The sequence below is a fragment of the Nonomuraea africana genome, assembly GCF_014873535.1.
In the GTDB taxonomy this organism is placed as follows: domain Bacteria; phylum Actinomycetota; class Actinomycetes; order Streptosporangiales; family Streptosporangiaceae; genus Nonomuraea; species Nonomuraea africana.
In genome coordinates this window covers 18,509-38,031 of sequence record NZ_JADBEF010000001.1, presented here as the reverse complement: position 1 = coordinate 38,031, position 19,523 = coordinate 18,509, and the positions used below count along the sequence as shown (strand labels likewise).

At 70.1% G+C, this 19,523-nt stretch carries 17 protein-coding genes; 6 read left to right on the top strand and 11 right to left on the bottom strand.

The window, feature by feature from the left end:
- Positions 1–430: 430 nt before the first annotated feature.
- Both ispG and dxr read right to left on the bottom strand, forming a co-directional pair.
- The gene (gene ispG, locus H4W81_RS00155; protein ID WP_192772911.1) at positions 431–1,597 is read right to left on the bottom strand and encodes a flavodoxin-dependent (E)-4-hydroxy-3-methylbut-2-enyl-diphosphate synthase; all 1,167 of its coding nucleotides are present in this window, start codon (positions 1,595–1,597) and stop codon (positions 431–433) included.
- A 44-nt stretch (positions 1,598–1,641) separates the two neighbouring features.
- A complete protein-coding gene (gene dxr, locus H4W81_RS00150) occupies positions 1,642–2,823 on the bottom strand; it encodes a 1-deoxy-D-xylulose-5-phosphate reductoisomerase (RefSeq protein ID WP_192772910.1) in 1,182 nt (393 codons plus the stop codon).
- A 139-nt stretch (positions 2,824–2,962) separates the two neighbouring features.
- On the opposite strand from dxr, the gene H4W81_RS00145 reads away from it, so the two are divergent.
- Genes H4W81_RS00145 through H4W81_RS00135 form a run of 3 tightly spaced genes read left to right on the top strand, consistent with a single transcriptional unit; the run spans position 2,963 to position 5,564 of the window.
- Entirely contained in the window at positions 2,963–3,955 is a 993-nt protein-coding gene (locus tag H4W81_RS00145; RefSeq protein ID WP_192772909.1) for a trypsin-like serine peptidase, read from the top strand.
- A 56-nt stretch (positions 3,956–4,011) separates the two neighbouring features.
- Positions 4,012–5,076: a trypsin-like serine peptidase gene (locus tag H4W81_RS00140; protein WP_192772908.1), complete on the top strand. Its 1,065-nt coding sequence runs from the start codon at positions 4,012–4,014 to the stop codon at positions 5,074–5,076.
- A gap of 47 nt (positions 5,077–5,123) precedes the next feature.
- Positions 5,124–5,564: a GNAT family N-acetyltransferase gene (locus H4W81_RS00135; RefSeq protein WP_225958360.1), complete on the top strand. Its 441-nt coding sequence runs from the start codon at positions 5,124–5,126 to the stop codon at positions 5,562–5,564.
- On the opposite strand, the gene H4W81_RS00130 is transcribed toward H4W81_RS00135, so the two are convergent.
- A complete protein-coding gene (locus H4W81_RS00130; protein WP_192772907.1) occupies positions 5,559–6,320 on the bottom strand; it encodes an SAM-dependent methyltransferase in 762 nt (253 codons plus the stop codon). The genes H4W81_RS00135 and H4W81_RS00130 overlap by 6 nt on opposite strands.
- A 94-nt stretch (positions 6,321–6,414) precedes the next feature.
- On the opposite strand from H4W81_RS00130, the gene H4W81_RS00125 reads away from it, so the two are divergent.
- Positions 6,415–7,635, top strand: coding sequence for a saccharopine dehydrogenase family protein (locus H4W81_RS00125; protein ID WP_192772906.1), 1,221 nt, complete (start codon positions 6,415–6,417; stop codon positions 7,633–7,635).
- On the opposite strand, the gene H4W81_RS00120 is transcribed toward H4W81_RS00125, so the two are convergent.
- On the bottom strand, positions 7,632–7,847 hold the full coding sequence (locus tag H4W81_RS00120) for a hypothetical protein (RefSeq protein WP_192772905.1): 216 nt from the start codon (positions 7,845–7,847) through the stop codon (positions 7,632–7,634). The two genes, H4W81_RS00125 and H4W81_RS00120, sit on opposite strands and share 4 nt — an antisense overlap.
- A gap of 152 nt (positions 7,848–7,999) precedes the next feature.
- A complete protein-coding gene (gabT, locus tag H4W81_RS00115) occupies positions 8,000–9,346 on the bottom strand; it encodes a 4-aminobutyrate--2-oxoglutarate transaminase (RefSeq protein ID WP_192772904.1) in 1,347 nt (448 codons plus the stop codon).
- A 91-nt stretch (positions 9,347–9,437) separates the two neighbouring features.
- Here gabT and H4W81_RS00110 point away from each other — a divergent pair, with 91 nt between their 5' ends.
- Positions 9,438–10,883, top strand: a complete 1,446-nt coding sequence (locus tag H4W81_RS00110; RefSeq protein ID WP_192772903.1) for a PucR family transcriptional regulator — start codon at positions 9,438–9,440, stop codon at positions 10,881–10,883.
- On the opposite strand, the gene H4W81_RS00105 is transcribed toward H4W81_RS00110, so the two are convergent.
- The gene (locus H4W81_RS00105) at positions 10,840–11,466 is read right to left on the bottom strand and encodes a TetR/AcrR family transcriptional regulator (RefSeq protein ID WP_192772902.1); all 627 of its coding nucleotides are present in this window, start codon (positions 11,464–11,466) and stop codon (positions 10,840–10,842) included. The two genes, H4W81_RS00110 and H4W81_RS00105, sit on opposite strands and share 44 nt — an antisense overlap.
- Before the next feature lie 205 nt (positions 11,467–11,671).
- On the opposite strand from H4W81_RS00105, the gene H4W81_RS00100 reads away from it, so the two are divergent.
- Positions 11,672–13,099, top strand: coding sequence for an aldehyde dehydrogenase family protein (locus tag H4W81_RS00100; protein ID WP_192772901.1), 1,428 nt, complete (start codon positions 11,672–11,674; stop codon positions 13,097–13,099).
- Between the two features lie 49 nt (positions 13,100–13,148).
- Here the strand turns inward: H4W81_RS00100 and H4W81_RS00095 are convergent, their stop codons facing one another.
- From H4W81_RS00095 to H4W81_RS00075, 5 genes are all read right to left on the bottom strand, one after another.
- Entirely contained in the window at positions 13,149–13,730 is a 582-nt protein-coding gene (locus H4W81_RS00095; protein WP_192772900.1) for an FMN reductase, read from the bottom strand.
- A gap of 6 nt (positions 13,731–13,736) precedes the next feature.
- On the bottom strand, positions 13,737–14,810 hold the full coding sequence (locus H4W81_RS00090; RefSeq protein WP_192772899.1) for an LLM class flavin-dependent oxidoreductase: 1,074 nt from the start codon (positions 14,808–14,810) through the stop codon (positions 13,737–13,739).
- 188 nt (positions 14,811–14,998) lie between these two features.
- Positions 14,999–16,132 (bottom strand): extracellular solute-binding protein, encoded by a 1,134-nt coding sequence (locus tag H4W81_RS00085; RefSeq protein ID WP_192772898.1) that lies wholly within the window; start codon positions 16,130–16,132, stop codon positions 14,999–15,001.
- 103 nt (positions 16,133–16,235) lie between these two features.
- Entirely contained in the window at positions 16,236–17,741 is a 1,506-nt protein-coding gene (locus tag H4W81_RS00080; protein WP_192772897.1) for a CoA-acylating methylmalonate-semialdehyde dehydrogenase, read from the bottom strand.
- Positions 17,728–19,002, bottom strand: coding sequence for an aspartate aminotransferase family protein (locus H4W81_RS00075; protein ID WP_192772896.1), 1,275 nt, complete (start codon positions 19,000–19,002; stop codon positions 17,728–17,730). Before H4W81_RS00075 ends, H4W81_RS00080 begins: the two co-directional genes overlap by 14 nt.
- Positions 19,003–19,523: the final 521 nt, after the last annotated feature.

Here is a 19,523-nt window from a genome sequence, read left to right as displayed (position 1 = left end):
CTGTGCGCATGGGAGATTGGTTGCCAATGTGTAATGATCTCATTGCTTTGCGTAGCCTTGCGACGACTCCCTCGCGCCATGACGCTGACCCGGGCCCCAGTAGGAACCGGGGGCGAAGCGCGAAGATCAGCGACAGCAGGACGGGGCGACCAGGGCGGCGCCTCCTCCCGCGTATCGAGGAAGCGGTACCTCCAAGTGCGCCCGCGTGCATCACGAGACAGCGCCCCTAATCGAGACCCCGCATGCATCAGCAAGCAGGGCGGCCGGGTCGAGCCCCGCAGGCGTCAGGAAGCCCCAGGCGACGCCCGCGAGCATCACAAGGCGGCGCTCATCGAGCCCCCGCGGGCGGCAGCAAGCCGGGGAAGCCCCTGGCGGTCTGAGCTGACCGCCGGGAGCCGTCAGCGCCGGGTGGCTGCGGACGAACGGTCCCTCAGCCGACGACCACCTGCGGGCCGGCGGTGTCGTCCTCGAGGTCGATCTCGACGCCCATCTCCTCGGCGATGCGCATCGCCTCCTCGATCAGCGTCTCGACGATCTGCGACTCGGGGACGGTCTTGATGACCTCGCCCTTCACGAAGATCTGCCCCTTGCCGTTGCCCGAGGCGACGCCGAGGTCGGCCTCGCGCGCCTCGCCGGGGCCGTTGACGACGCACCCCATGACCGCGACGCGCAGCGGCACCTTCATGCCCTCCAGGCCGGCCTGGACCTGCTCGGCAAGGGTGTAGACGTCGACCTGGGCGCGCCCGCACGAGGGGCAGGAGACGATCTCGAGACCCCGCTCGCGCAGCCCGAGCGACTCGAGGATCTGCGCGCCGACCTTGACCTCCTCGACAGGAGGGGCCGACAGCGAGACGCGGATGGTGTCGCCGATGCCCTCGGCCAGCAGCGCGCCGAAGGCGACGGCCGACTTGATCGTGCCCTGGAAGGCGGGGCCCGCCTCGGTGACGCCGAGGTGCAGCGGGTAGTCGCACTGCTGGGCCAGCTGCCGGTAGGCGTTGATCATGACGACCGGGTCGTTGTGCTTGACCGAGATCTTGATGTCGCCGAAGCCGTGCTCCTCGAACAGCGAGCACTCCCACAGCGCGGACTCCACCAGGGCCTCGGGCGTGGCCTTGCCGTACTTCTGCAGCAGCCTGGGGTCGAGCGAGCCGGCGTTGACGCCGATGCGGATCGGCACGCCCGCGTCGGCGGCGGCCCTCGCGATCTCGCCGACCTTGTCGTCGAACTTCTTGATGTTGCCGGGGTTGACGCGGACCGCCGCGCAGCCGGCGTCGATGGCGGCGAAGACATACTTGGGCTGGAAGTGAATGTCCGCGATGACGGGGATCTGGGACTTCTTGGCGATGATCGGCAGCGCGTCGGCGTCGTCCTGCGAGGGGACGGCGACGCGCACGATCTGGCAGCCCGAGGCGGTGAGCTCGGCGATCTGCTGCAGCGTCGCGTTGATGTCGGCGGTGACCGTGGTGGTCATCGACTGGACCGAGACCGGAGCGTCGCCTCCCACCGGCACGGTGCCGACCATGATCTGACGGGAGTGGCGCCGCTCGGCCAGCGGCTTGGGACGGACCGACGGGATGCCCAGTGCTACGGAAGTCACGTCCCCCAGTCTAGGCAGCGATAGGGACCGTCCGGTTACGCCCTTTAGAACATCCGCTTTGCCGCTTCCCGGGCCCAGGCGTCGGCCGCGAGGACTTCTTCCACCGATTCGGCCGGAGTTGTCTGGTGGCGTTCGACGACCTTGGCGACAGTGTCGACGATCCCGAGAAAGGGGAGTCTGCCCTGCTGGAAAGCCTCGACGCAGACCTCGTTGGCCGCGTTGTAGACCGCGGGCGCGGTGCCGCCCTCCTCGCCGACGTGCCTGGCGAGCGCGACGGAGGGGAAGGCCTCGTCGTCGAGGGGCTCGAAGGTCCAGGTGTGCGCCCTGGTCCAGTCGACGGCGTGGGCGGCGCCGGGGACCCGTCGGGGATGGCCGAGCGCGAGCGCGATCGGCAGGCGCATGTCGGGCGGGCTGGCCTGGGCGATCGTGGAGCCGTCGACGAACTCCACCATCGAGTGGATGATCGACTGCGGGTGCACCACGACCTCGATCCTGTCGAAGCCGATGTCGAAGAGCAGGTGCGCCTCGATCACCTCCAGCCCCTTGTTGACCAGCGTCGCCGAGTTGATCGTGATGACCGGCCCCATCGACCAGGTGGGGTGGGCCATCGCCATCTCGGGGGTCACGTCGGCCAGCTCCGCGCGCCTGCGCCCGCGGAACGGCCCGCCGCTGGCGGTGACGACGAGCCTGCGGACCGCCTCGGGGTCGTGACCCGCCGGGCCCGCCGCCCACAGCGACTGCTGCAGCGCGGAGTGCTCGGAGTCGACGGGCAGGATCTGCCCCGGCTTGGCCAGCCGCTTCACCAGCGGTCCGCCGATGATCAGCGACTCCTTGTTGGCCAGCGCGAGCGGGTGACCCGCCTCCAGCGCGGCCAGCGTGGAGGTGAGGCCGAGCGCGCCGGTGATGCCGTTGAGCACGATGTCGGTCTCCATGGCCGCCGCCTCGGCGACTCCTTCGGGACCGCCCAGCACGGTGACCCCGGGCAGCGCCTCCTTCAGCGCGGGCACCGCCGCCGCGTCGGCCACCGCGACGACCTTCGCGCCCGTCTCGGTGGCCTGCCTGACGAGCAGGTCGAGCCTGCCTCCCCCCGCGGCGAGCGCGGTGACGGCGAACCGCTCGGGGTTGCGGGCGATGAGGTCGAGGGCCTGGGTGCCGATGGAGCCGGTCGATCCGAGCACGGTCACGGAGCGCGAGAGGTCTGAGTCCACGGCTCCATTGTTCCGCATCCGCCGCAACGCCTGTTAATCAAGTGAATTCATGTAAATAAATGTCCGAATAACGCTATATCGTTCTACGCAATTCCAGAGAAATCTGGATATTGGTGCCGCTAACTTCCAACCTCAGTTCCGGTCAATGGAGGTACGCATGCACCGCAGACTCGCTCTGCTTTCCATCCTCACCCTCGCCACCGGCGCCGCCGCGCTCCCCGTGTCGGCGGCCCAGGCGGGAGCGGGACCCAAGCCGGTCGCCGAGCAGGCCGCCGACACCAAGACCGAGCAGAAGGCGGTCACGCAGTACTGGACCCCGGAGAAGATGGAGGAGGCCCAGCCCCTCACTCCCCCCGCGCCCAAGTCCGGCGGGAAGTACGGCGCCCCCGGCGAGCCCACCACCGGCGTCCCGTGGGAGGTCCCGCCGACCAACTCGGCGCCGGGCGGGCCGCAGGCGGCCAAGGCCAGCTCGGGCACGGCGTGGACGGGCGGCGGCGCGATCACCAAGACCGCGGGCCGGGTCTTCTTCACCTACCAGGGCCGCAACGCCTCCTGCTCCGGCAACGCGGTGACCAGCGCGAACAAGAGCGTCGTCATGACCGCGGGACACTGCGTCAAGATGGGCGGCGCCTTCCACACCAACTGGGTCTTCGTCCCCGGCTACGACAAGGGCGCGCGGCCGCACGGCACCTGGGTGGCCAGCAAGCTGCTGACCACGCCCCAGTGGGACGCGCGCGAGGACATCAACCACGACGTCGCGGCCGTGGTGGTCGCGCCGCTGCAGGGCAAGTCGCTGACGGACGTGGTGGGCGGCCAGGGCGTGGCCTTCAACCAGGGCAGGCGCCAGCAGATGCACTCGTTCGGATACCCGGCCGCCGCGCCGTACGACGGGTCGAAGCTGATCTACTGCAGCGGCAGGGCCTTCGACGACTTCCTGATGTCGAAGGACCACGGGCTCACCTGCAACATGACCGGCGGCTCCAGCGGCGGACCGTGGTTCGTGAGCTTCGACGAGAAGACCGGTCTCGGCACGCAGAACTCGGTGAACAGTTTCAAGTACAACTTCGCGCCCAACTGGATGTTCGGCCCGTATTTTGGTGCCGAGGCCCAGGCTGTCTACAACGCCGCCCAGAACACGAACGCACTCTGAGCTGATTTACCGAAAGTAGTCACAAGAACACATCTAGTAGTGCAGACTCGGGGCTCATGACCTCGAGCCTCCCCCTGCTTGCGTCCGCTCCACTCGTCGCAGGCATGATGGGCGCGGCATTGATCGGCGCCACGCCCGTCCACGCACCGAAGCCGGTCTCGCCTGCTCCTGCTCCGCAGGCCGACGTCGTCGAGCACGTGGCAGCTCGCAGTTCGCACGAGCAGCGCCGCGTGCTCGACTACTGGACCCCCGCCAGGATGTCGAAGGCCCTGCCGATCGACCTCCTCGGCACCGTGGCCAGGACGGCGCTCCCCCGCGACGGCGGCCTGCTGAGCGGCCTGTCCAACAAGGCGGGCGTCGCCACCGCTCCCGAGCTGTCGGGGGCCGCCGGCAAGATCGTCACGCCGCGCCGGCTGTCGGCCAGGCCGACCGCCACGACCAGCGGCTCTCGCTGGGGCACCGGCGGTCTGGTCACCCGCACGACGGGGCGGGTCTTCCTCACCATGGACGGCGTCGACTTCGTCTGCTCGGCCAGCACCGTCAGGAGCGCCAACAAGGACGTCGTCGTCACCGCCGGCCACTGCGTCAAGGACGGCAAGGGCTCGTGGGCGGGCAACTGGACCTTCGTGCCGGGCTACGAGCCGGGAGGCGGCAAGCCCTACGGCTCCTACACCGCGCGCAGGATGTTCGTCGCGGGCCCGTGGTCGCGCTCGGGCGACGACAGCTACGACGTCGGCATGGTGGCGCTCAACACCTCCGGCGGCCGGCACGTCGCCGACGCGGTCGGCACGCAGGAGATCGCCTTCAACCCCTCGCGCGGCGGCCAGGTCTACGGCTTCGGCTTCCCCGCCGACCCGCCGTTCGACGGCGAGGAGCTCATCTACTGCTCAGGGCGGGTCACCGACGACCCCCACGGCCAGACGCGCGATCAGGGCCTGCGCTGCGACATGACCGCGGGCTCCAGCGGCGGCCCGTGGCTGACCTCCTTCGACGTCACCACGGGGCGGGGCAAGGTCACCTCGGTCAGCAGCTTCAAGTACAGCAACGACCACGGCACCATGTACGGCCCCTACTTCGGCGACTCGGCCAAGGCGCTGTTCGCCACCGCGGAGCGGGCCTGACCGCCGCGTCACACGGTTGAAACACGGGCCTCGTTATCCTCCCGGCCATGCGGATAACGTCAGAAACGTCCGAGTCGTCGCAGGTCATGGAGCTGTGCGCCGAGCAGCAGGCCGAGCTCGCCTGGCGGCAGCGCGACGTCGTCGACGACACGCCCAAGCACCTCGACCCCCGCATCTCCTTCGTGCTGATGTGGTCGGGCGAGCGAGCGGCGGGCTGCGCGGGGCTGCAACCGCTGGAGCCCGGCGTGGGCGAGGTCAAGCGGATGTACGTCAGGCCCGCCTTCCGCGGGCGCGGCCTGTCCAGGACACTGCTGGCGGAGGTCGAGAAGCTCGCGGCCGATCGCGGCATGCACACACTCAGGCTGGAGACCGGTCGCCTGTTCCAGGAGGCGATCGGCCTCTACACCTCCGCCGGCTACACCCCGATCCCGCGCTTCGGCGCCTACGCCGGGTGCGCGGAGAGCGTTTGTTTCGAGAAGCGTCTATAGCCTGCGGCCCACGCCCGCCGTCAGCCACAGCCGCCGGTCGGTGGCGGCGGGCCGCTCGGGCCGCCAGTGCGCCACGTCGACCAGGCCCGGCTCCACCAGCTCGAAGCCGTCGAAGAAGCGCAGGATCTCCGCCCGGGTCCTGACCGAGATCGGGGCGTTGGTCCGCTTGTAGACGTCGACCCCGTCGTCCTCCCTGGCCTCCTCCCACGTGCCGTGGGTGATCGCCAGGTAGCTGCCGGGGGCCATCCTGTCGCGGAAGCGGGCCACGATGCCGTGCGCGCCGTCCTCGTCGCCGATGAAGTGCAGGATGGCGACGAACAGCACGCCGACGGGCGTGCCGAAGTCGAGCAGGTCCGCGGCCTCGGCGAGGACCGAATCGGGCTTCCTGACGTCCTTCTGGAGCAGGATGGCGCCGGTGTTCTCCAGCAGCGCCCTGCCGTGCACGGCGACGACGGGGTCGTTGTCGACGTAGACGACGCGGCTGCCCTCGCCCGCCACCTCGTGCACGTTGCCCGCGGCGGGCAGCCCCGTGCCGAGGTCGAGGAACTGCTCGACGCCGGCCCGCCGCATGTGCCGTACGGCACGGCCGAGGAAGGCCCTGTTCTCCCTGGCCATCGTCCTGGTGTCGGGGAAGGCCCGGAGCACCTGCTCGGCGGCGGCCCTGTCGGCCGCGAAGTGATCCTTGCCGCCCAGGTAGTAGTCGTACATCCGGGCCACGCTCGGGATGCTGAAGTCCAGCTCCACCGGCTCCGTCATCACGTCCTCCTCCTCCTGGCCGGAGCCTATCCAGCCGGATCGCCCGTTGACAGTCCGGTTGGCTGAATGACCAGTCAGTGGGTAGGGTCACGGCATGAGAATCCTTCTTGTGGGAGCCGGCGGCGTCGGCTCCGCCGTGGTGCCCATCGCCGCCCGTCGAGATTTCTTCGAACACATCGTGGTGGCCGACTCGAAACAGGACCGGGCGGCCGAGGCCGTCGCGAAGGTCGGCGACCCCAGGTTCAGCGCCATCCGGCTCGACGCCGCCGACCAGGCCGCCGTCGTGGCCGCGCTCCGCGAGCACCGCTGCGACGTGCTGTTCAACGCCGTCGACCCGCGCTTCACCATGCCCCTGTTCGACGCGGCGCTGGAGGCGGGCGCGCACTACCTCGACATGGCGATGTCACTGTCCAGGCCGCACCCGCGGGCGCCGTACGAGCTGACCGGCGTAAAGCTCGGCGACGAGCAGTTCGCGAAGGACGGCGAGTGGCGCGCGAGCGGAAAGCTCGCGCTGGTCGGCATGGGCGTGGAGCCCGGGCTGGCCGACGTGTTCGCCAGGTACGCCGCCGACCACCTCTTCGAGACCATCGAGGAGGTCGGCATCAGGGACGGCTCGAACCTCGTCGTCGAGGGCTACGACTTCGCGCCCACCTTCTCCATCTGGACCACGATCGAGGAGTGCCTCAACCCGCCCGTGGTGTGGGAGGACGGCGGGTGGCGCACGACCGAGCCGTTCAGCGAGCCCGAGGTGTTCGACTTCCCCGAGGGCATCGGCCCCGTGGAGTGCGTGAACGTGGAGCACGAGGAGGTGCTGCTGGTCCCGAGGTGGATCGACGCCAAGCGGGTGACGTTCAAGTACGGCCTGGGCGAGGAGTTCATCGGCGTCCTGAAGACCCTGCACAAGCTCGGCCTCGACGACACGGAGAAGGTGCGGGTGGGCAGGCAGGAGGTCTCGCCGCGTGACGTGGTCGCCGCCAGGCTGCCCGACCCCGCCACGCTGGGTGACCGGATGCGCGGCAAGACCTGCGCGGGCACGTGGGTGAAGGGCACCGGCAAGGACGGCAGGCCGCGCGAGGTCTACCTGTACCACGTGGTCGACAACGCCTGGTCGATGAGGGAGTACGGCGCGCAGGCCGTCGTCTGGCAGACCGCGATCCACCCGGTGGTGGCGCTGGAGCTGGTGGCCAGGGGAGTGTGGCGGGGCGAGGGCGTGCTGGGCCCCGAGGCGTTCGACGCGGTGCCGTTCCTCGACCTGCTCACCGAGTACGGCTCGCCGTGGGGGATGCGGGAGCAGACGGCGGAGTGGGCCGCCTAGCGCGCGGGAAAGCCGACGACGGTGGCGGAGACGGCGGGCAGCAGCGCCTCGGCGCATTCGAGGCAGGCCAGCACGCGGGAGCTGTCGGGCAGGCGGCCGACGTGCACCCGGGGCCTCGGCCACCGCTTGTGGCAGACCACGCAGGCGTCACCGTCGCGCTGCGCCCAGCTCAGCCCCTCCGGGTCGAACGTCGCCGTGCCGTGCCAGTCCATCACGCTCCTCGCAGTCACCGCTCGTGGTCATACCGGAACCGTTATAGCCGGGTGATCGTTGAGCGCGGTGCCAAGCGACGGTGAAAACTCGGCGATGGTGGTACGCAAAAACGGGCATCCAGCCGCAAGCCGGATGCCCGTTTTTTACGCGGTTACGCCGACAGCGCCTTCTCGAGGATGGACAGGCCCTCTTCGAGCAGGTGCTCGGGGATCACCAGCGGCGGCAGGAAGCGCAGCACGTTGCCGTAGGTGCCGGCGGTCAGCACGAGCAGGCCCTCGGCGTGGCACCTGCGGACGATCTCCGCCACGGCCTCGGGGTTGGGCTCCTTGGTGCCGGGCTTGACCAGCTCGATGGCGATCATCGCGCCGCGACCGCGGACGTCGCCGATGACGTCGAAGCGCTCCTGCAGCGTCCGCAGCCTCGGCAGCATGATCTCGCCGATGCGGCGCGCCTTGCCCACCAGGTCCTCGGACTCGATGGTCTCCAGCACGCCCAGCGCCGCCTCGCAGGCCAGCGGGTTGCCGCCGTAGGTCCCGCCCAGGCCGCCCGTGTGCACCTTGTCGAGCAGGTCGGCGCGACCGGTGACGGCGGCGAGCGGCAGGCCGCCGGCGATGCCCTTGGCGGTGGTGATGATGTCGGGCACGACGCCCTCGTCCTCGCAGGCGAACAGCTGCCCGGTGCGGGCGAAGCCGGTCTGCACCTCGTCGGCGATGAAGACGATGCCGTTCTCACGGCAGAACTCGGCGATGCGCGGCAGGAAGCCCTTCGCCGGCTCGATGAAGCCGCCCTCACCGGCGATCGGCTCGATCACGACGGCGGCCACGTTGCCCGCGCCGATCTGCTTGTTGATCGCGTCGATGGCCTGGGCCGCGGCCTCCTCGGCGCAGTTCTCGGGACCGGTCGGCCAGCGGTAGGGGTAGGCCAGCGGCACCCGGTACACCTCGGGTGCGAAGGGACCGAAGCCCTGCTTGTAGGGCATGTTCTTGGCGGTGAGCGTCATCGTGAGCAGCGTGCGCCCGTGGTAGCCGTGGTCGAAGACGACGACGGCCTGCCTGCCGGTGGCCAGGCGCGCGACCTTGACCGCGTTCTCCACGGCCTCGGCGCCGCTGTTCACCAGGAACGTGCGCTTCTCGTGGTCGCCGGGGGTGAGCTCGTTGAGCTTCTCGCACACCTCGACGTACGACTCGTACGGCGTGACCATGAAGCAGGTGTGCGTGAAGTCGGCCACCTGCCTGCTGACGCGCTCGACCACGCGGGGGGCGGCGTTGCCCACGCTGGTGACGGCGATGCCGGACCCGAAGTCGATCAGGGAGTTGCCGTCGATGTCGACGACCACGCCGCCGCCCGCCCTGGTCACGAAGACAGGAAGCGTGGTGCCGATGCCGGGCGGTACGGCCGCCTGCTTGCGCGCGAGCAGCTCCCGCGACTTCGGTCCTGGGATCTCGGTGACGAGGCGGCGCTCCTGCGGAAGCGCCGGACCTCCCTGATGGTTGCTCATGCTGTGACGGTACGGCGGGCGGCGCCGAAGTCCGATGTGTCGCGATGGCACAATGGGCCTAGCTCGCTTTGCCGGAATGGACAAACACTCGATGGCGCCTTCTCTGCAGACCGTGGTGCGCCGCATGCGGCTGCGCCCGCTGGCCGGTTCGCTCGACCGTCCGGTTCGCTGGGTCGCGGTCAGCGAGCTCGAGGATCCCACGCCGTTCCTCGAGGGCGGCGAGCTGGTGCTGACCACCGGCATGCGCCTGACCTCGGGCTTCGCCGCCTACGTCGACCGGCTGGTGGAGCGCGGGGTGGCGGGGCTCGGGTTCGGCGTCGGGCTGACCCACGACGACGTGCCGGGCGAGCTGGTGACGGCGGCCGCGGCGGCGGGACTGCCCCTGCTCGAGGTGCCGCGCGAGACCCCGTTCATCGCGATCGGCAAGACGGTCAGCGAGCTGCTGGCGGCCGAGCAGTACGAGGAGATCAGCAGGGCGTTCGCGGCGCAGGGCAGGCTCACGCGGGCGGCGCTGCGGCCCGAGGGCACGCACGCGGTGATCGACAGGCTGGCCAAGGAGGTGAGTGGCTGGGCCGCGCTCATCGGCGAGTCGGGCGAGGTCGCGCACGCCACGCCCGACGCCCGCCTCGACACCGTGCTGCCCGCCCTCGACCGGCTGCGCCGCGGCTCGCACCGGCACGAGTCCGCCGAACGGCCGCTGTCCAGCGTGGCACTGTCGTCGCCGGGCGAGCACGTGATCGTGCAGCCGCTCAGCGGCACCTCCAGGCGCATCCGCGGCTTCTTCGCGGTCGGCGCTCCGCATCCCTTCTCCCCCGTCGCGCACACCGTCATCAACGCGGCGGGCTCGCTCCTCACGCTCGCGCTGGAGCAGGGCAGGACACAACTGGCGGCCGAGAGGGGGGTGCGCGCGGCCGTCCTGGCCCTGCTGCTGGCGGGACAGGTGGAGCGGGCGGACGCGGCGCTCGCCCCGCTGGGCGGACTGCTGCCCGCCGAGCCCGTCACCGTGCTGGCGGCCGACGGCGAGACGCTGGAGCCGCTGGAGCCGCGCACGTTCGTCAGCGAGGGGATCGCGCTGGTCGAGCAGGTGCCGGCGGAGCTCGAAGGCGCCGTGGGGGTGAGCTCGCCGATGCCGTACCGGGAGCTGGGCGAGGGCATCGAGCAGGCGGGCCGCGCCCTGGAGGCGGCGCGCAAGGCGGGCGGCGGCACGGTGAGGTTCGCCGACCTGGCGGGGCAGGGCCTGCTGGCCCTGCTGGATCCCGCGGCCGCGCACGCCTTCGCCTCCGCGCTGCTCGCCCCGCTCAACGAGTACGGCTCGCGGGCCGACCTCATCGAGTCGCTGCGCGCCTACCTCGGGGCCAACGGCCACTGGGACGCGGCCGCCCAGCGGCTCGGCGTGCACCGGCACACGCTGCGCTACCGGATGAAGCGCGTCTCAGAACTGCTCGGCCGCGACCTCGACGACCCCGGCGTGCGCGCCGAGCTGTGGATCGCGCTCAACTCTTCCGCGCCAGGTAGCAGCAGATCGTCGCGGTCGTGACCGCCTCGTAGGTACGGCTGTCGCGCAGGTGTCCCGCCCGTTCGAGGCTGATCGCGCCCTGCGCCGCCGCCCACAGCGCGTCGGCGATCTTGCGCGGCTGCGTGGGGATGAGATAGCCGGCCGAGATGCAGTCGGAGATCACCCTGTCGAGGATGTTGAGCGCGGCGCGGGCGAGGGTCCTGGCCCGCTCGCTCGGCTCGAAACCGGGGATGGCCTGCTCGAACATCAGCGTGTAGAAGCCCGGCTCGGCCAGGCACGCCTCGCGGTAGGCGGGGCCGAGCGCGGTGAGGTGCTCGAAGGGGTCCTTCCTGGCGGGCACCGTTTCGAGAAAGCGGCGGAAGCGCTCGAAGCCCTCCAGGTAGAGCGCCTCGGCCAGGCCCTCCCTGCTGCCGAACATCGTGTAGATGACCGTGGTGGAGCAGCCCGCCTCGGTGGCGATCCTGCGCATGGACAGGCTGTCGGGCCCTTCGCGAGTCAGCAGGTCGACCGCCACCTCGAGGGTGCGGCTGCGAAGCTGGTCGTGGGAGGTCCGCTCGCCCAGCAGATAGGCACCTTGCAGCCCCAGCGGCGCAGACGTGGTCATGGGGCCAGGCCTTTCATGCTCGGGGGAACCGCACCAGAAGGACTTAGCCAGTACGGAGATCGCTCAAACCACTCGACAAGCTAAACATCCCGAAATAGCACTACATCTGTTACAGATGGCTTTGTTCGGAACGGCCTGCTGGCCCCTGTGGTGTTGTGCAACGTGGAGAACTTACCCGCCGACGGATCTGGCATAGCGTCGGAGTATGGACGTGCGCACCTTCTGGCTCGCAGGACAGCCCGCCACGGGCGACCGCGAGCTCACCGTAACCAACTCTCACGACGGCCGCGTGGTCGGCACCTACTCGGTGCCCACCGACGCGCAGGTCGAGGAGGCTGTCGCCGCGGCGGCCGCCGTACAGAAGGAGGCCGCCGCGCTGCCCGTGCACGTGCGCGCCGAGGCGCTGGCCCACGTGGCCAAGCGCCTGGCCGAGCGGCACGAGGAGATCGCGCAGCTGATCACCGGCGAGAACGGCAAGCCGATCTTCTGGGCGCGCGGTGAGGTCAACCGCGCCATCTCCACCTTCCGCTTCGCCGCCGAGGAGACCAGGCGCTGGTCGGGCGGTGTCCAGCGGCTCGACACCGAGCCCGCCGCGACCGGCCGTCTCGCCTACGTCAGCCGCCAGCCGAAGGGCCCGGTGCTGGCGATCACTCCCTTCAACTTCCCGCTGAACCTCGTCGCCCACAAGGTCGCGCCCGCGATCGCGGTCGGCGCGCCGGTCATCGTCAAGCCCGCGCCCGCCACGCCGCTGTCGTCGCTGGTGCTCGGCGAGATCCTGGCCGAGACCGACCTGCCCGCGGGGATGTTCTCCGTGCTGCCGGTCGAGAACGAGCGCGCCGCCGCTCTGGTGCAGGACCCGCGCCTGCCGGTGGTCTCCTTCACCGGCTCGGGCCCGGTCGGCTACGCGATCATGGACCAGGTGCCGCGCAAGCACGTCACGCTGGAGCTGGGCGGCAACGCCGCGGCCGTCGTGCTGGCCGACGCCGACCTCGACTGGGCGGCCTCCCGCGTCGCGCTGTTCTCCAACTACCAGGCGGGGCAGAGCTGCATCGCCGTGCAGCGGGTCATCGTCGAGGAGTCGGTGCGGGCCGCCTTCGAGGAGAAGCTGGTCGAGGCCGTGGCCGGCCTGATCACGGGCGACCCGCTCGACGAGAAGACGCAGGTGGGCCCGCTGGTCTCGGTGGCCGCCGCCGAGCGCGTGTCGGCCTGGGTGGACGAGGCGATCGCCGCCGGCGCCCGCGTGCTGGCGGGCGGCACCCGCGACGGCGCCACCATCGCGCCCACGGTGCTGACGGACGTCCCCGAGGACGCCAAGGTCTCCTGCGAGGAGGTCTTCGGCCCCGTCATGATCGTCAAGGCGGTCGCCTCGGTCGACGAGGCGTTCGCCGAGGCCAACTCCTCCAAGTACGGCCTGCAGGCGGGCGTGTTCACCCGCTCGCTCGACATGGCGTTCAAGGCCAACCGCGAGCTGGAGGTCGGCGGTGTGATCATCGGCGACGTGCCGTCGTACCGGGCCGACCAGATGCCCTACGGCGGCGTCAAGGAGTCGGGCGTCGGCCGCGAGGGCGTCCACTCGGCCATGGAGGACCTCACCTACGAGAAGGTCATGGTCCTCACTGGCCTGTCGCTCTGATCGCGAAAGGGCGGGGAGCGGCGTCGCCGCTCCCCGCCCTTTCCCGCGCTCACGGCCGGAGCGCCGCGAGCTGCTGCTCGAACGGGACCACCTCGTCCTCCCGCGCCCTGACCGGCTGCTCCTTGCCCATCAGCCCGGCCAGCTCGGCCGCCGCGCGCTCGATGCGCTCGGACAGGCCCTCGGCGCCCCAGTCCTCAGAGGCCGCGTACACCGCGGTCGGCGCCACAACGGCCCGCAGGTAGGCGAACATCGGCCGCAGCGCGTGCTCCAGCGCCAGCGAGTGCCGCGCCGTCCCGCCGGTCGCCGCGATCAGCACCGGCTTGCCCACCAGGGCGTCGTTGTCGATCACGTCGAAGAACGACTTGAACAGGCCGCTGTACGACGCGGTGAAGATCGGCGAGACGGCGATCAGCCCGTCGGCCTCGGTCACCGCGTCGATCGCGGCGCGCAGCCTGGTCGCGGGGAACCCGGTCACCAGGTTGTTGGCGATGTCGACGGCCAGGTCGCGCAGTTCGATGACCTCGACCTCCACCTCGGGCGCCCGCTCCACCAGCGCGGAGGTCAGCCGGTCGGCCAGCAGACGGGTGGAGGACGGCAGGCTGAGACCGGCCGAGACGACGGCGAGCTTCATGATGGATCAACCCTTCTGCGCGAGCAGCGACTGGTGGGTGGGGGCGTCGGGGACGTTGGCGCGCCGCCCGATCGCGAACTCCTTGCGGAGCACGGGCACGACCTCCTCGCCGAGGATGTCGAGCTGCTCCAGGACCGTCTTCAGCGGCAGTCCCGCGTGGTCCATGAGGAACAGCTGGCGCTGGTAGTCGCCGAAGTGCTCCCTGAACTTGAGTGTCCGCTCGATGACCTGGTCGGGGCTGCCGACCGTGAGCGGGGTCTCGGCCATGAACTCCTCCAGCGAGGGCCCGTGGCCGTAGACGGGGGCATTGTCGAAGTAGGGACGGAACTCGCGGATGGCGTCCTGGGAGTTCTTGCGCATGAACACCTGGCCGCCGAGGCCGACGATGGCCTGCTCGGGAAGGCCGTGACCGTAGTGGGCGTACCGCCTCCGGTAGAGGCTGATCAGCCGCTGGTAGTGCTCCTTCGGCCAGAAGATGTTGTTGGCGAAGAACCCGTCGCCGTAGTAGGCGGCCTGCTCGGCGATCTCGGGGCTGCGGATCGAGCCGTGCCAGACGAACGGCGGCACGCCGTCGAGGGGCGCGGGCGTCGAGGTGTAGCCCTGCAGCGGGGTGCGGAACTTGCCCTCCCAGTCGACCACCGGCTCACGCCACAGGCGGTGCAGCAGCGCGTAGTTCTCGATGGCGAGCGGGATGCCGTCGCGGATGTCCTTGCCGAACCAGGGGTAGACCGGACCGGTGTTGCCGCGGCCCATCATCAGGTCCACCCTGCCGTCGGCCAGGTGCTGCAGCATCGCGAAGTCCTCCGCGATCTTCACGGGGTCGTTCGTGGTGATCAGCGTGGTCGAGGTCGACAGGATCAGGCGCTCTGTCCTGGCCGCGATGTAGCCGAGCATCGTCGTCGGCGAGGAGGCGACGAACGGCGGGTTGTGGTGCTCACCGGTCGCGAACACGTCCAGTCCGACCTCTTCGGCCTTGAGCGCGATCGTGACCATCGCCTTGATGCGCTCGGCCTCGGTCGGCGTCCTGCCGGTGGTCGGGTCGGTCGTGACGTCGCTGACCGTGAAGATACCGAACTGCATGGCGATCGCCTTTCCTCATGTTGAAGTTTCAATCGTCATGAACAGTGACCATTGACAGGATATTCCACACATGAAGAAGGAGCGCCCCGGGGTCGGGGGGAACACCCGGGACGCCCCTTGGCGGGGTCGCCCAGCGGGGGGACGGGCGCACCCGCGGCATGGTCAAGCGGTGGCCGGCAGGCCCCCGATCAGCTCACAAGTCCTTGCCACCGCTTGGTCCAGGCGACATAGTCAGTGCATTCCCCCTCAGGGGGCGTGCAATCCCCTGGTGGGCGTACGGCAAAGGCGACCTTTGCCAGCTTCGCCGCTTTACCGACGCCGTAGGCCTCGCACAGACCTTCGGCCCGCCCCTTGCAGGCCTTGGACGTGGCGGGAGCGAGCCCCACCCACGCGGCGGCGTCGCGCTGGGTCTCGGCCATGGCCGTCCAGCTGAGCCAGCGGTAGGCGCAGTCGAGGCTCGGGGTGCTCGCGTTCAGCATCCAGGAGTCGACCCAGCCCGTGGTGGCGGTCGTGTCGAGCGCCCTGACGTCCTTTCCGGCCTTCTGCAGCAGCATCCTGAAGTACGGCGTGGCCTGCGCGATGTCGACCTTGCCCGTGGCGAACGCGCGCACCAGGGTGATCGGGTCCTTCCAGTACAGCCGGTTCTTGTTCTTGCCCAGCAGCGTCATGGCCTGGTCGAGCTGGCCTGCGGTGAGCTCGTAGGGGTCGGCGGCGCCACCGGCCAGCGCGGCGTCCGCGATGGACAGCGGGCTGTCGGGCAGCGCGGCGGTCTGGCTGTCGTAGAGCGCCGAGGCGTCGCGCGGCCTGGTCTTCGCGGCGTCGTAGATGATCTCGAAGGAGCCCCAGAGGTAGGGCACGCCGTACACCTTGCCGCCGACCTCGCTCTGGTCGCGCAGCTGCTTGGTCAGCTCGTCGTAGCCGGTGACCCTGGCGGTGTCGATGGGCTGCACCTGCTGGGCCTCGATCAGGTTCGCGGCGACCTCGGGGCCGGCCGAGATCACGTCGTAGGCGCGCTGCCCCACCCGGTCCTGCATGTCCTGGGCGGTCTGCACGGTGTCGAGCCTGGCGATGCGGCAGCCCGTCGTGCTCTCGAAGTCGGCCACCCAGTTCGTACCCCCGCCACCCGACTCGGCATAGCCCTTGTAGGTGAGGATCTGCAGGGTGCCGTCGCTCTGCGGGGGGCTGGCCGTCGGCCGCGGGGTCGACGTCGGGGTCCGCGTGGGTGTGGGGCTGGCCTTGGGGGCGGGCGTCACGGGCCCGGCCGTCGCGTTCGCCGCCACGCATCCGGTCATCGTCATGCACGCCGCTACGGCGACGGCCATGGCAGATATGCGGTGTTTCACGAAGTCCCCCTTGTCCAGGCTGGAGCTTACCGGGGACCGTGTAGGGCGGGGTGCGGGCCGCCGTGCCCGCGCCCCGTCCTGACTACTTGTTGGTCGGGAACCCGAGGTTCACGCCGCCGTGCGAGGGGTCGAGCCAGCGGGAGGTGACGACCTTGCCCCGCGTGTAGAAGTGCACGCCCTCGGCGCCGTGGACATGGGTGTCGCCGAAGAGCGAGGCCTTCCAGCCGCCGAAGCTGTAGAAGGCCATCGGCACGGGGATCGGCACGTTGATGCCGACCATGCCGACCTCCACCTCGTTCTGGAAGCGCCTGGCGGCCCCGCCGTCGTTGGTGAAGATCGCGGTGCCGTTGCCGTACTCGCCGCCGTTGATGAGCTCCAGGCCCTCCTCGTAGGAGGAGACCCGCACCACCGACAGCACGGGGCCGAAGATCTCCTCGGTGTGCACGCGCGAACCCGCGGGCACGTGGTCGAGGAGGGTCGGGCCTAGCCAGAAGCCCGGCGTCTCGGCCGCCTTGCCGCCGCCGAGCACGGCGCTCTCGCGTCCGTCGATCACCAGCTTCGCGCCCTCGGAGACGCCGAGGTCGAGGTAGGAGGCGACCTTGTCGCGGTGCACCTCGGTGACCAGCGGGCCCATCTCCGAACGCGCGTCGTCGCCGGGGCCGATGGTCAGCTTGGAGACACGCTCGACGATCTTGGCGACCAGCTCGTCGCCGACGGGATCCACGGCCAGCACGACCGAGATCGCCATGCACCGCTCGCCCGCCGAGCCGAAGCCGGCCGAGACCGCCGCGTCGGCGACCAGGTCGAGGTCGGCGTCGGGCAGGACCAGCATGTGGTTCTTCGCGCCGCCGAGCGCCTGGACGCGCTTGCCGTGCGAGGTGCCCGTCTCGTAGACGTAGCGTGCGATCGGGGTGGAGCCGACGAACGAGACCGCCTTGACGTCCTCGTGCGTGAGCAGCCTGTCCACGGCCACCTTGTCGCCCTGGACGACGTTGAAGATGCCGTCGGGCAGCCCCGCCTCCTTCCACAGCCGCGCCATGAGCATCGAGGCCGAGGGGTCCTTCTCCGACGGCTTCAGGATGAAGGCGTTGCCGCAGGCGATCGCGATGGGATACATCCACATCGGCACCATCGCCGGGAAGTTGAACGGCGTGATGCCGGCCACCACCCCGACGGGCTGGCGGATGGAGTAGGAGTCGACCCTGGTGGAGACGCCCTCGGAGAAGCCGCCCTTCAGCAGGTGCGGGATGCCGCAGGCGAACTCCACGACCTCCAGGCCCCTGGCGACCTCGCCGAGCGCGTCGGAGTGCACCTTGCCGTGCTCGGCGGAGATCAGCGCGGCCAGCTCGTCGCGGTGGGCGTACATCAGCTCGCGGAAGCGGAAGAGCACCTGCGCCCGCTTGACCAACGACGCGTCGCGCCAGGCGGGGAAGGCGGCGACCGCGGCCGCGACCGCCGCGTCGACGTCGGCGACCGACGCCATCGCGACCTTGCCGCTGACCTCGCCCGTCGCCGGGTTGAAGATCTCGGCGGTACGGCTGTCGCCGTCCACCGGAGATCCGTTGATCCAGTGGTTAACGAACTTCATCGTTGATGATCTCCAGAGCGTTGACGATGATGCCGAGGCCCTCTGCCGCCTCGTCCATCGTCAGGGTGAGCGGCGGGGCCATGCGGATCGCCGTGCCGTACAGGCCGCCCTTGCCCGCGAGCAGGCCGAGCTTCTTGGACTCCTCCATGAACCTGGCGGCCAGCTCGGAGCTGGCCAGCTCCACCGCGAACATCAGGCCCTTGCCGCGGACGGAGGTGACGATCGGCAGCCGCTTCGCCGCCTCGCGCAGCCCGTCGATGATGAGCGCGCCGGTCCTGGCGGCGTTGGCCTGCAGGTCGTGGTCGAGCACGTAGTCGAGCGTGGCGTTGGCGGCGGCCATCGAGATGGGGTTGCCGCCGAAGGTCGCCAGGCCGACCGCGTGCAGGTTGTCCATGAGGTCGCCGCGGGCCACGATGCCGCCGACCGCGAACCCGTTGCCGAGGCCCTTGGCGAAGGTCATCATGTCGGGGGTCACGCCGTGGTTCTGGATGCCGAAGAACGCCGACCCGGTACGGCCCCAGCCGGTCTGCACCTCGTCCGAGATGAACAGGATGCCCTCTTCGTCGAGCACCTCCTTGTAGGCGGCGAACAGCCCGTCGGGGGCCATCGTGAAGCCGCCCACGCCCTGGATGGGCTCGGCGATCAGCGCGGCCACGTCGTTGGACACCGAGGTGGCCAGCACGTGGCGCAGGTCCTCGACGCACACCTTGATGTAGTCGGCGTCGGACAGGCCCGCGAACTGGGGCAGGTGCCGGTCGGCGCCGTGCAGGAAGGTGGCGTTGACCGGCGAGTACGAGTTGTTCTTCCACGCCCGGTTGGAGGTGACGCCGACGGCGCCGAAGGAGCGGCCGTGGTAGCTCTGCCGCATGGCCAGCACCTGGTCGGACTTGCGCGCGTAGGTGGCCAGCAGCAGGGCCGTCTCGTTGGCCTCGGTGCCCGAGTTGGTGAAGAAGACCTTCGCGTCGGGGATGCCCGAGAGCCTGGCGATCTTCTCGGCCAGCTCGATCTGGCCGCGCAGCAGGTAGACCGTGCTGGTGTGCACTACGCCGGTGGCCAGCTGACGCTCGACGGCCTCACGCACCTCGGGCACGTCGTACCCGATCATGTTGGTGAGGATCCCGGCGAAGAAGTCGAGATAGCTCTTGCCCGAGGCGTCGACGACACGGTTGCCCTTGCCGCTGACGATCTCGATGGGCTCGTTGTAGTAGAGGGCCACCCAGTTGGGGATTACCGCCCTGTGGCGCGCGAGAAGGTCCGACATGCTCCGAGTATCCCGGTTATCCACCGCGCATCCCACCTCCAACGTGTCGGCATGACGCGACATTGGCTTACATGTTGCCCGCCTCGATCATGTCAGGACATATAGACGTTCACCTCGGCGACGGGGGCGGCACCCCCGCGTTCACCTCCAGGACCGTCACCTGCGCCCCTGGCGTAACGACGCCTCGCCGCCCATCCTCACGGCCTGCGCCGATCCCAGGTCTCACCGCCGTCCGCACGCGACGGCCGTCCACTCCAGGGGAGCCCCCGCGCAGAGGGAAGGGGCCGCACTGCGGCTCGGACGCCCCTTCCCGGGAAACCTCGGCCCGTGGGACCGGCCGGAGGTGCGCTCACTCTTCGCGATCTACGGGGCGTCCGTGGAGGGGCCATCCCCGCCCCTTAGGGGATGTCCCGTGCGCCTGGCGGCGTACGCGGAAATCTGGCGCTACATCGCGAGAGGCATGCCGATTGCCCTCCGGCGGCGGACGCCCCGGGACCCTCCCGTCGAGCACGATCAGGTCA

What these genes read in the sequence shown, in the direction of transcription:
- dxr (WP_192772910.1), bottom strand. Translation starts at nt 2,823, where the DNA reads ATGCGGAACAATGGAGCCGTGGACTCAGACCTCTCGCGCTCCGTGACC.
- H4W81_RS00095 (WP_192772900.1), bottom strand. Translation starts at nt 13,730, where the DNA reads ATGAAGCTCGCCGTCGTCTCGGCCGGTCTCAGCCTGCCGTCCTCCACC.
- H4W81_RS00100 (WP_192772901.1), top strand. Translation starts at nt 11,672, where the DNA reads ATGGACGTGCGCACCTTCTGGCTCGCAGGACAGCCCGCCACGGGCGAC.
- H4W81_RS00080 (WP_192772897.1), bottom strand. Translation starts at nt 17,741, where the DNA reads ATGAAGTTCGTTAACCACTGGATCAACGGATCTCCGGTGGACGGCGAC.
- H4W81_RS00130 (WP_192772907.1), bottom strand. Translation starts at nt 6,320, where the DNA reads ATGACGGAGCCGGTGGAGCTGGACTTCAGCATCCCGAGCGTGGCCCGG.
- H4W81_RS00075 (WP_192772896.1), bottom strand. Translation starts at nt 19,002, where the DNA reads ATGTCGGACCTTCTCGCGCGCCACAGGGCGGTAATCCCCAACTGGGTG.
- gabT (WP_192772904.1), bottom strand. Translation starts at nt 9,346, where the DNA reads ATGAGCAACCATCAGGGAGGTCCGGCGCTTCCGCAGGAGCGCCGCCTC.
- H4W81_RS00140 (WP_192772908.1), top strand. Translation starts at nt 4,012, where the DNA reads ATGACCTCGAGCCTCCCCCTGCTTGCGTCCGCTCCACTCGTCGCAGGC.
- H4W81_RS00110 (WP_192772903.1), top strand. Translation starts at nt 9,438, where the DNA reads ATGGCGCCTTCTCTGCAGACCGTGGTGCGCCGCATGCGGCTGCGCCCG.
- H4W81_RS00090 (WP_192772899.1), bottom strand. Translation starts at nt 14,810, where the DNA reads ATGCAGTTCGGTATCTTCACGGTCAGCGACGTCACGACCGACCCGACC.
- H4W81_RS00085 (WP_192772898.1), bottom strand. Translation starts at nt 16,132, where the DNA reads ATGGCCGTCGCCGTAGCGGCGTGCATGACGATGACCGGATGCGTGGCG.
- H4W81_RS00105 (WP_192772902.1), bottom strand. Translation starts at nt 11,466, where the DNA reads ATGACCACGTCTGCGCCGCTGGGGCTGCAAGGTGCCTATCTGCTGGGC.
- H4W81_RS00135 (WP_225958360.1), top strand. Translation starts at nt 5,124, where the DNA reads ATGCGGATAACGTCAGAAACGTCCGAGTCGTCGCAGGTCATGGAGCTG.
- H4W81_RS00145 (WP_192772909.1), top strand. Translation starts at nt 2,963, where the DNA reads ATGCACCGCAGACTCGCTCTGCTTTCCATCCTCACCCTCGCCACCGGC.
- H4W81_RS00125 (WP_192772906.1), top strand. Translation starts at nt 6,415, where the DNA reads ATGAGAATCCTTCTTGTGGGAGCCGGCGGCGTCGGCTCCGCCGTGGTG.
- H4W81_RS00120 (WP_192772905.1), bottom strand. Translation starts at nt 7,847, where the DNA reads ATGGACTGGCACGGCACGGCGACGTTCGACCCGGAGGGGCTGAGCTGG.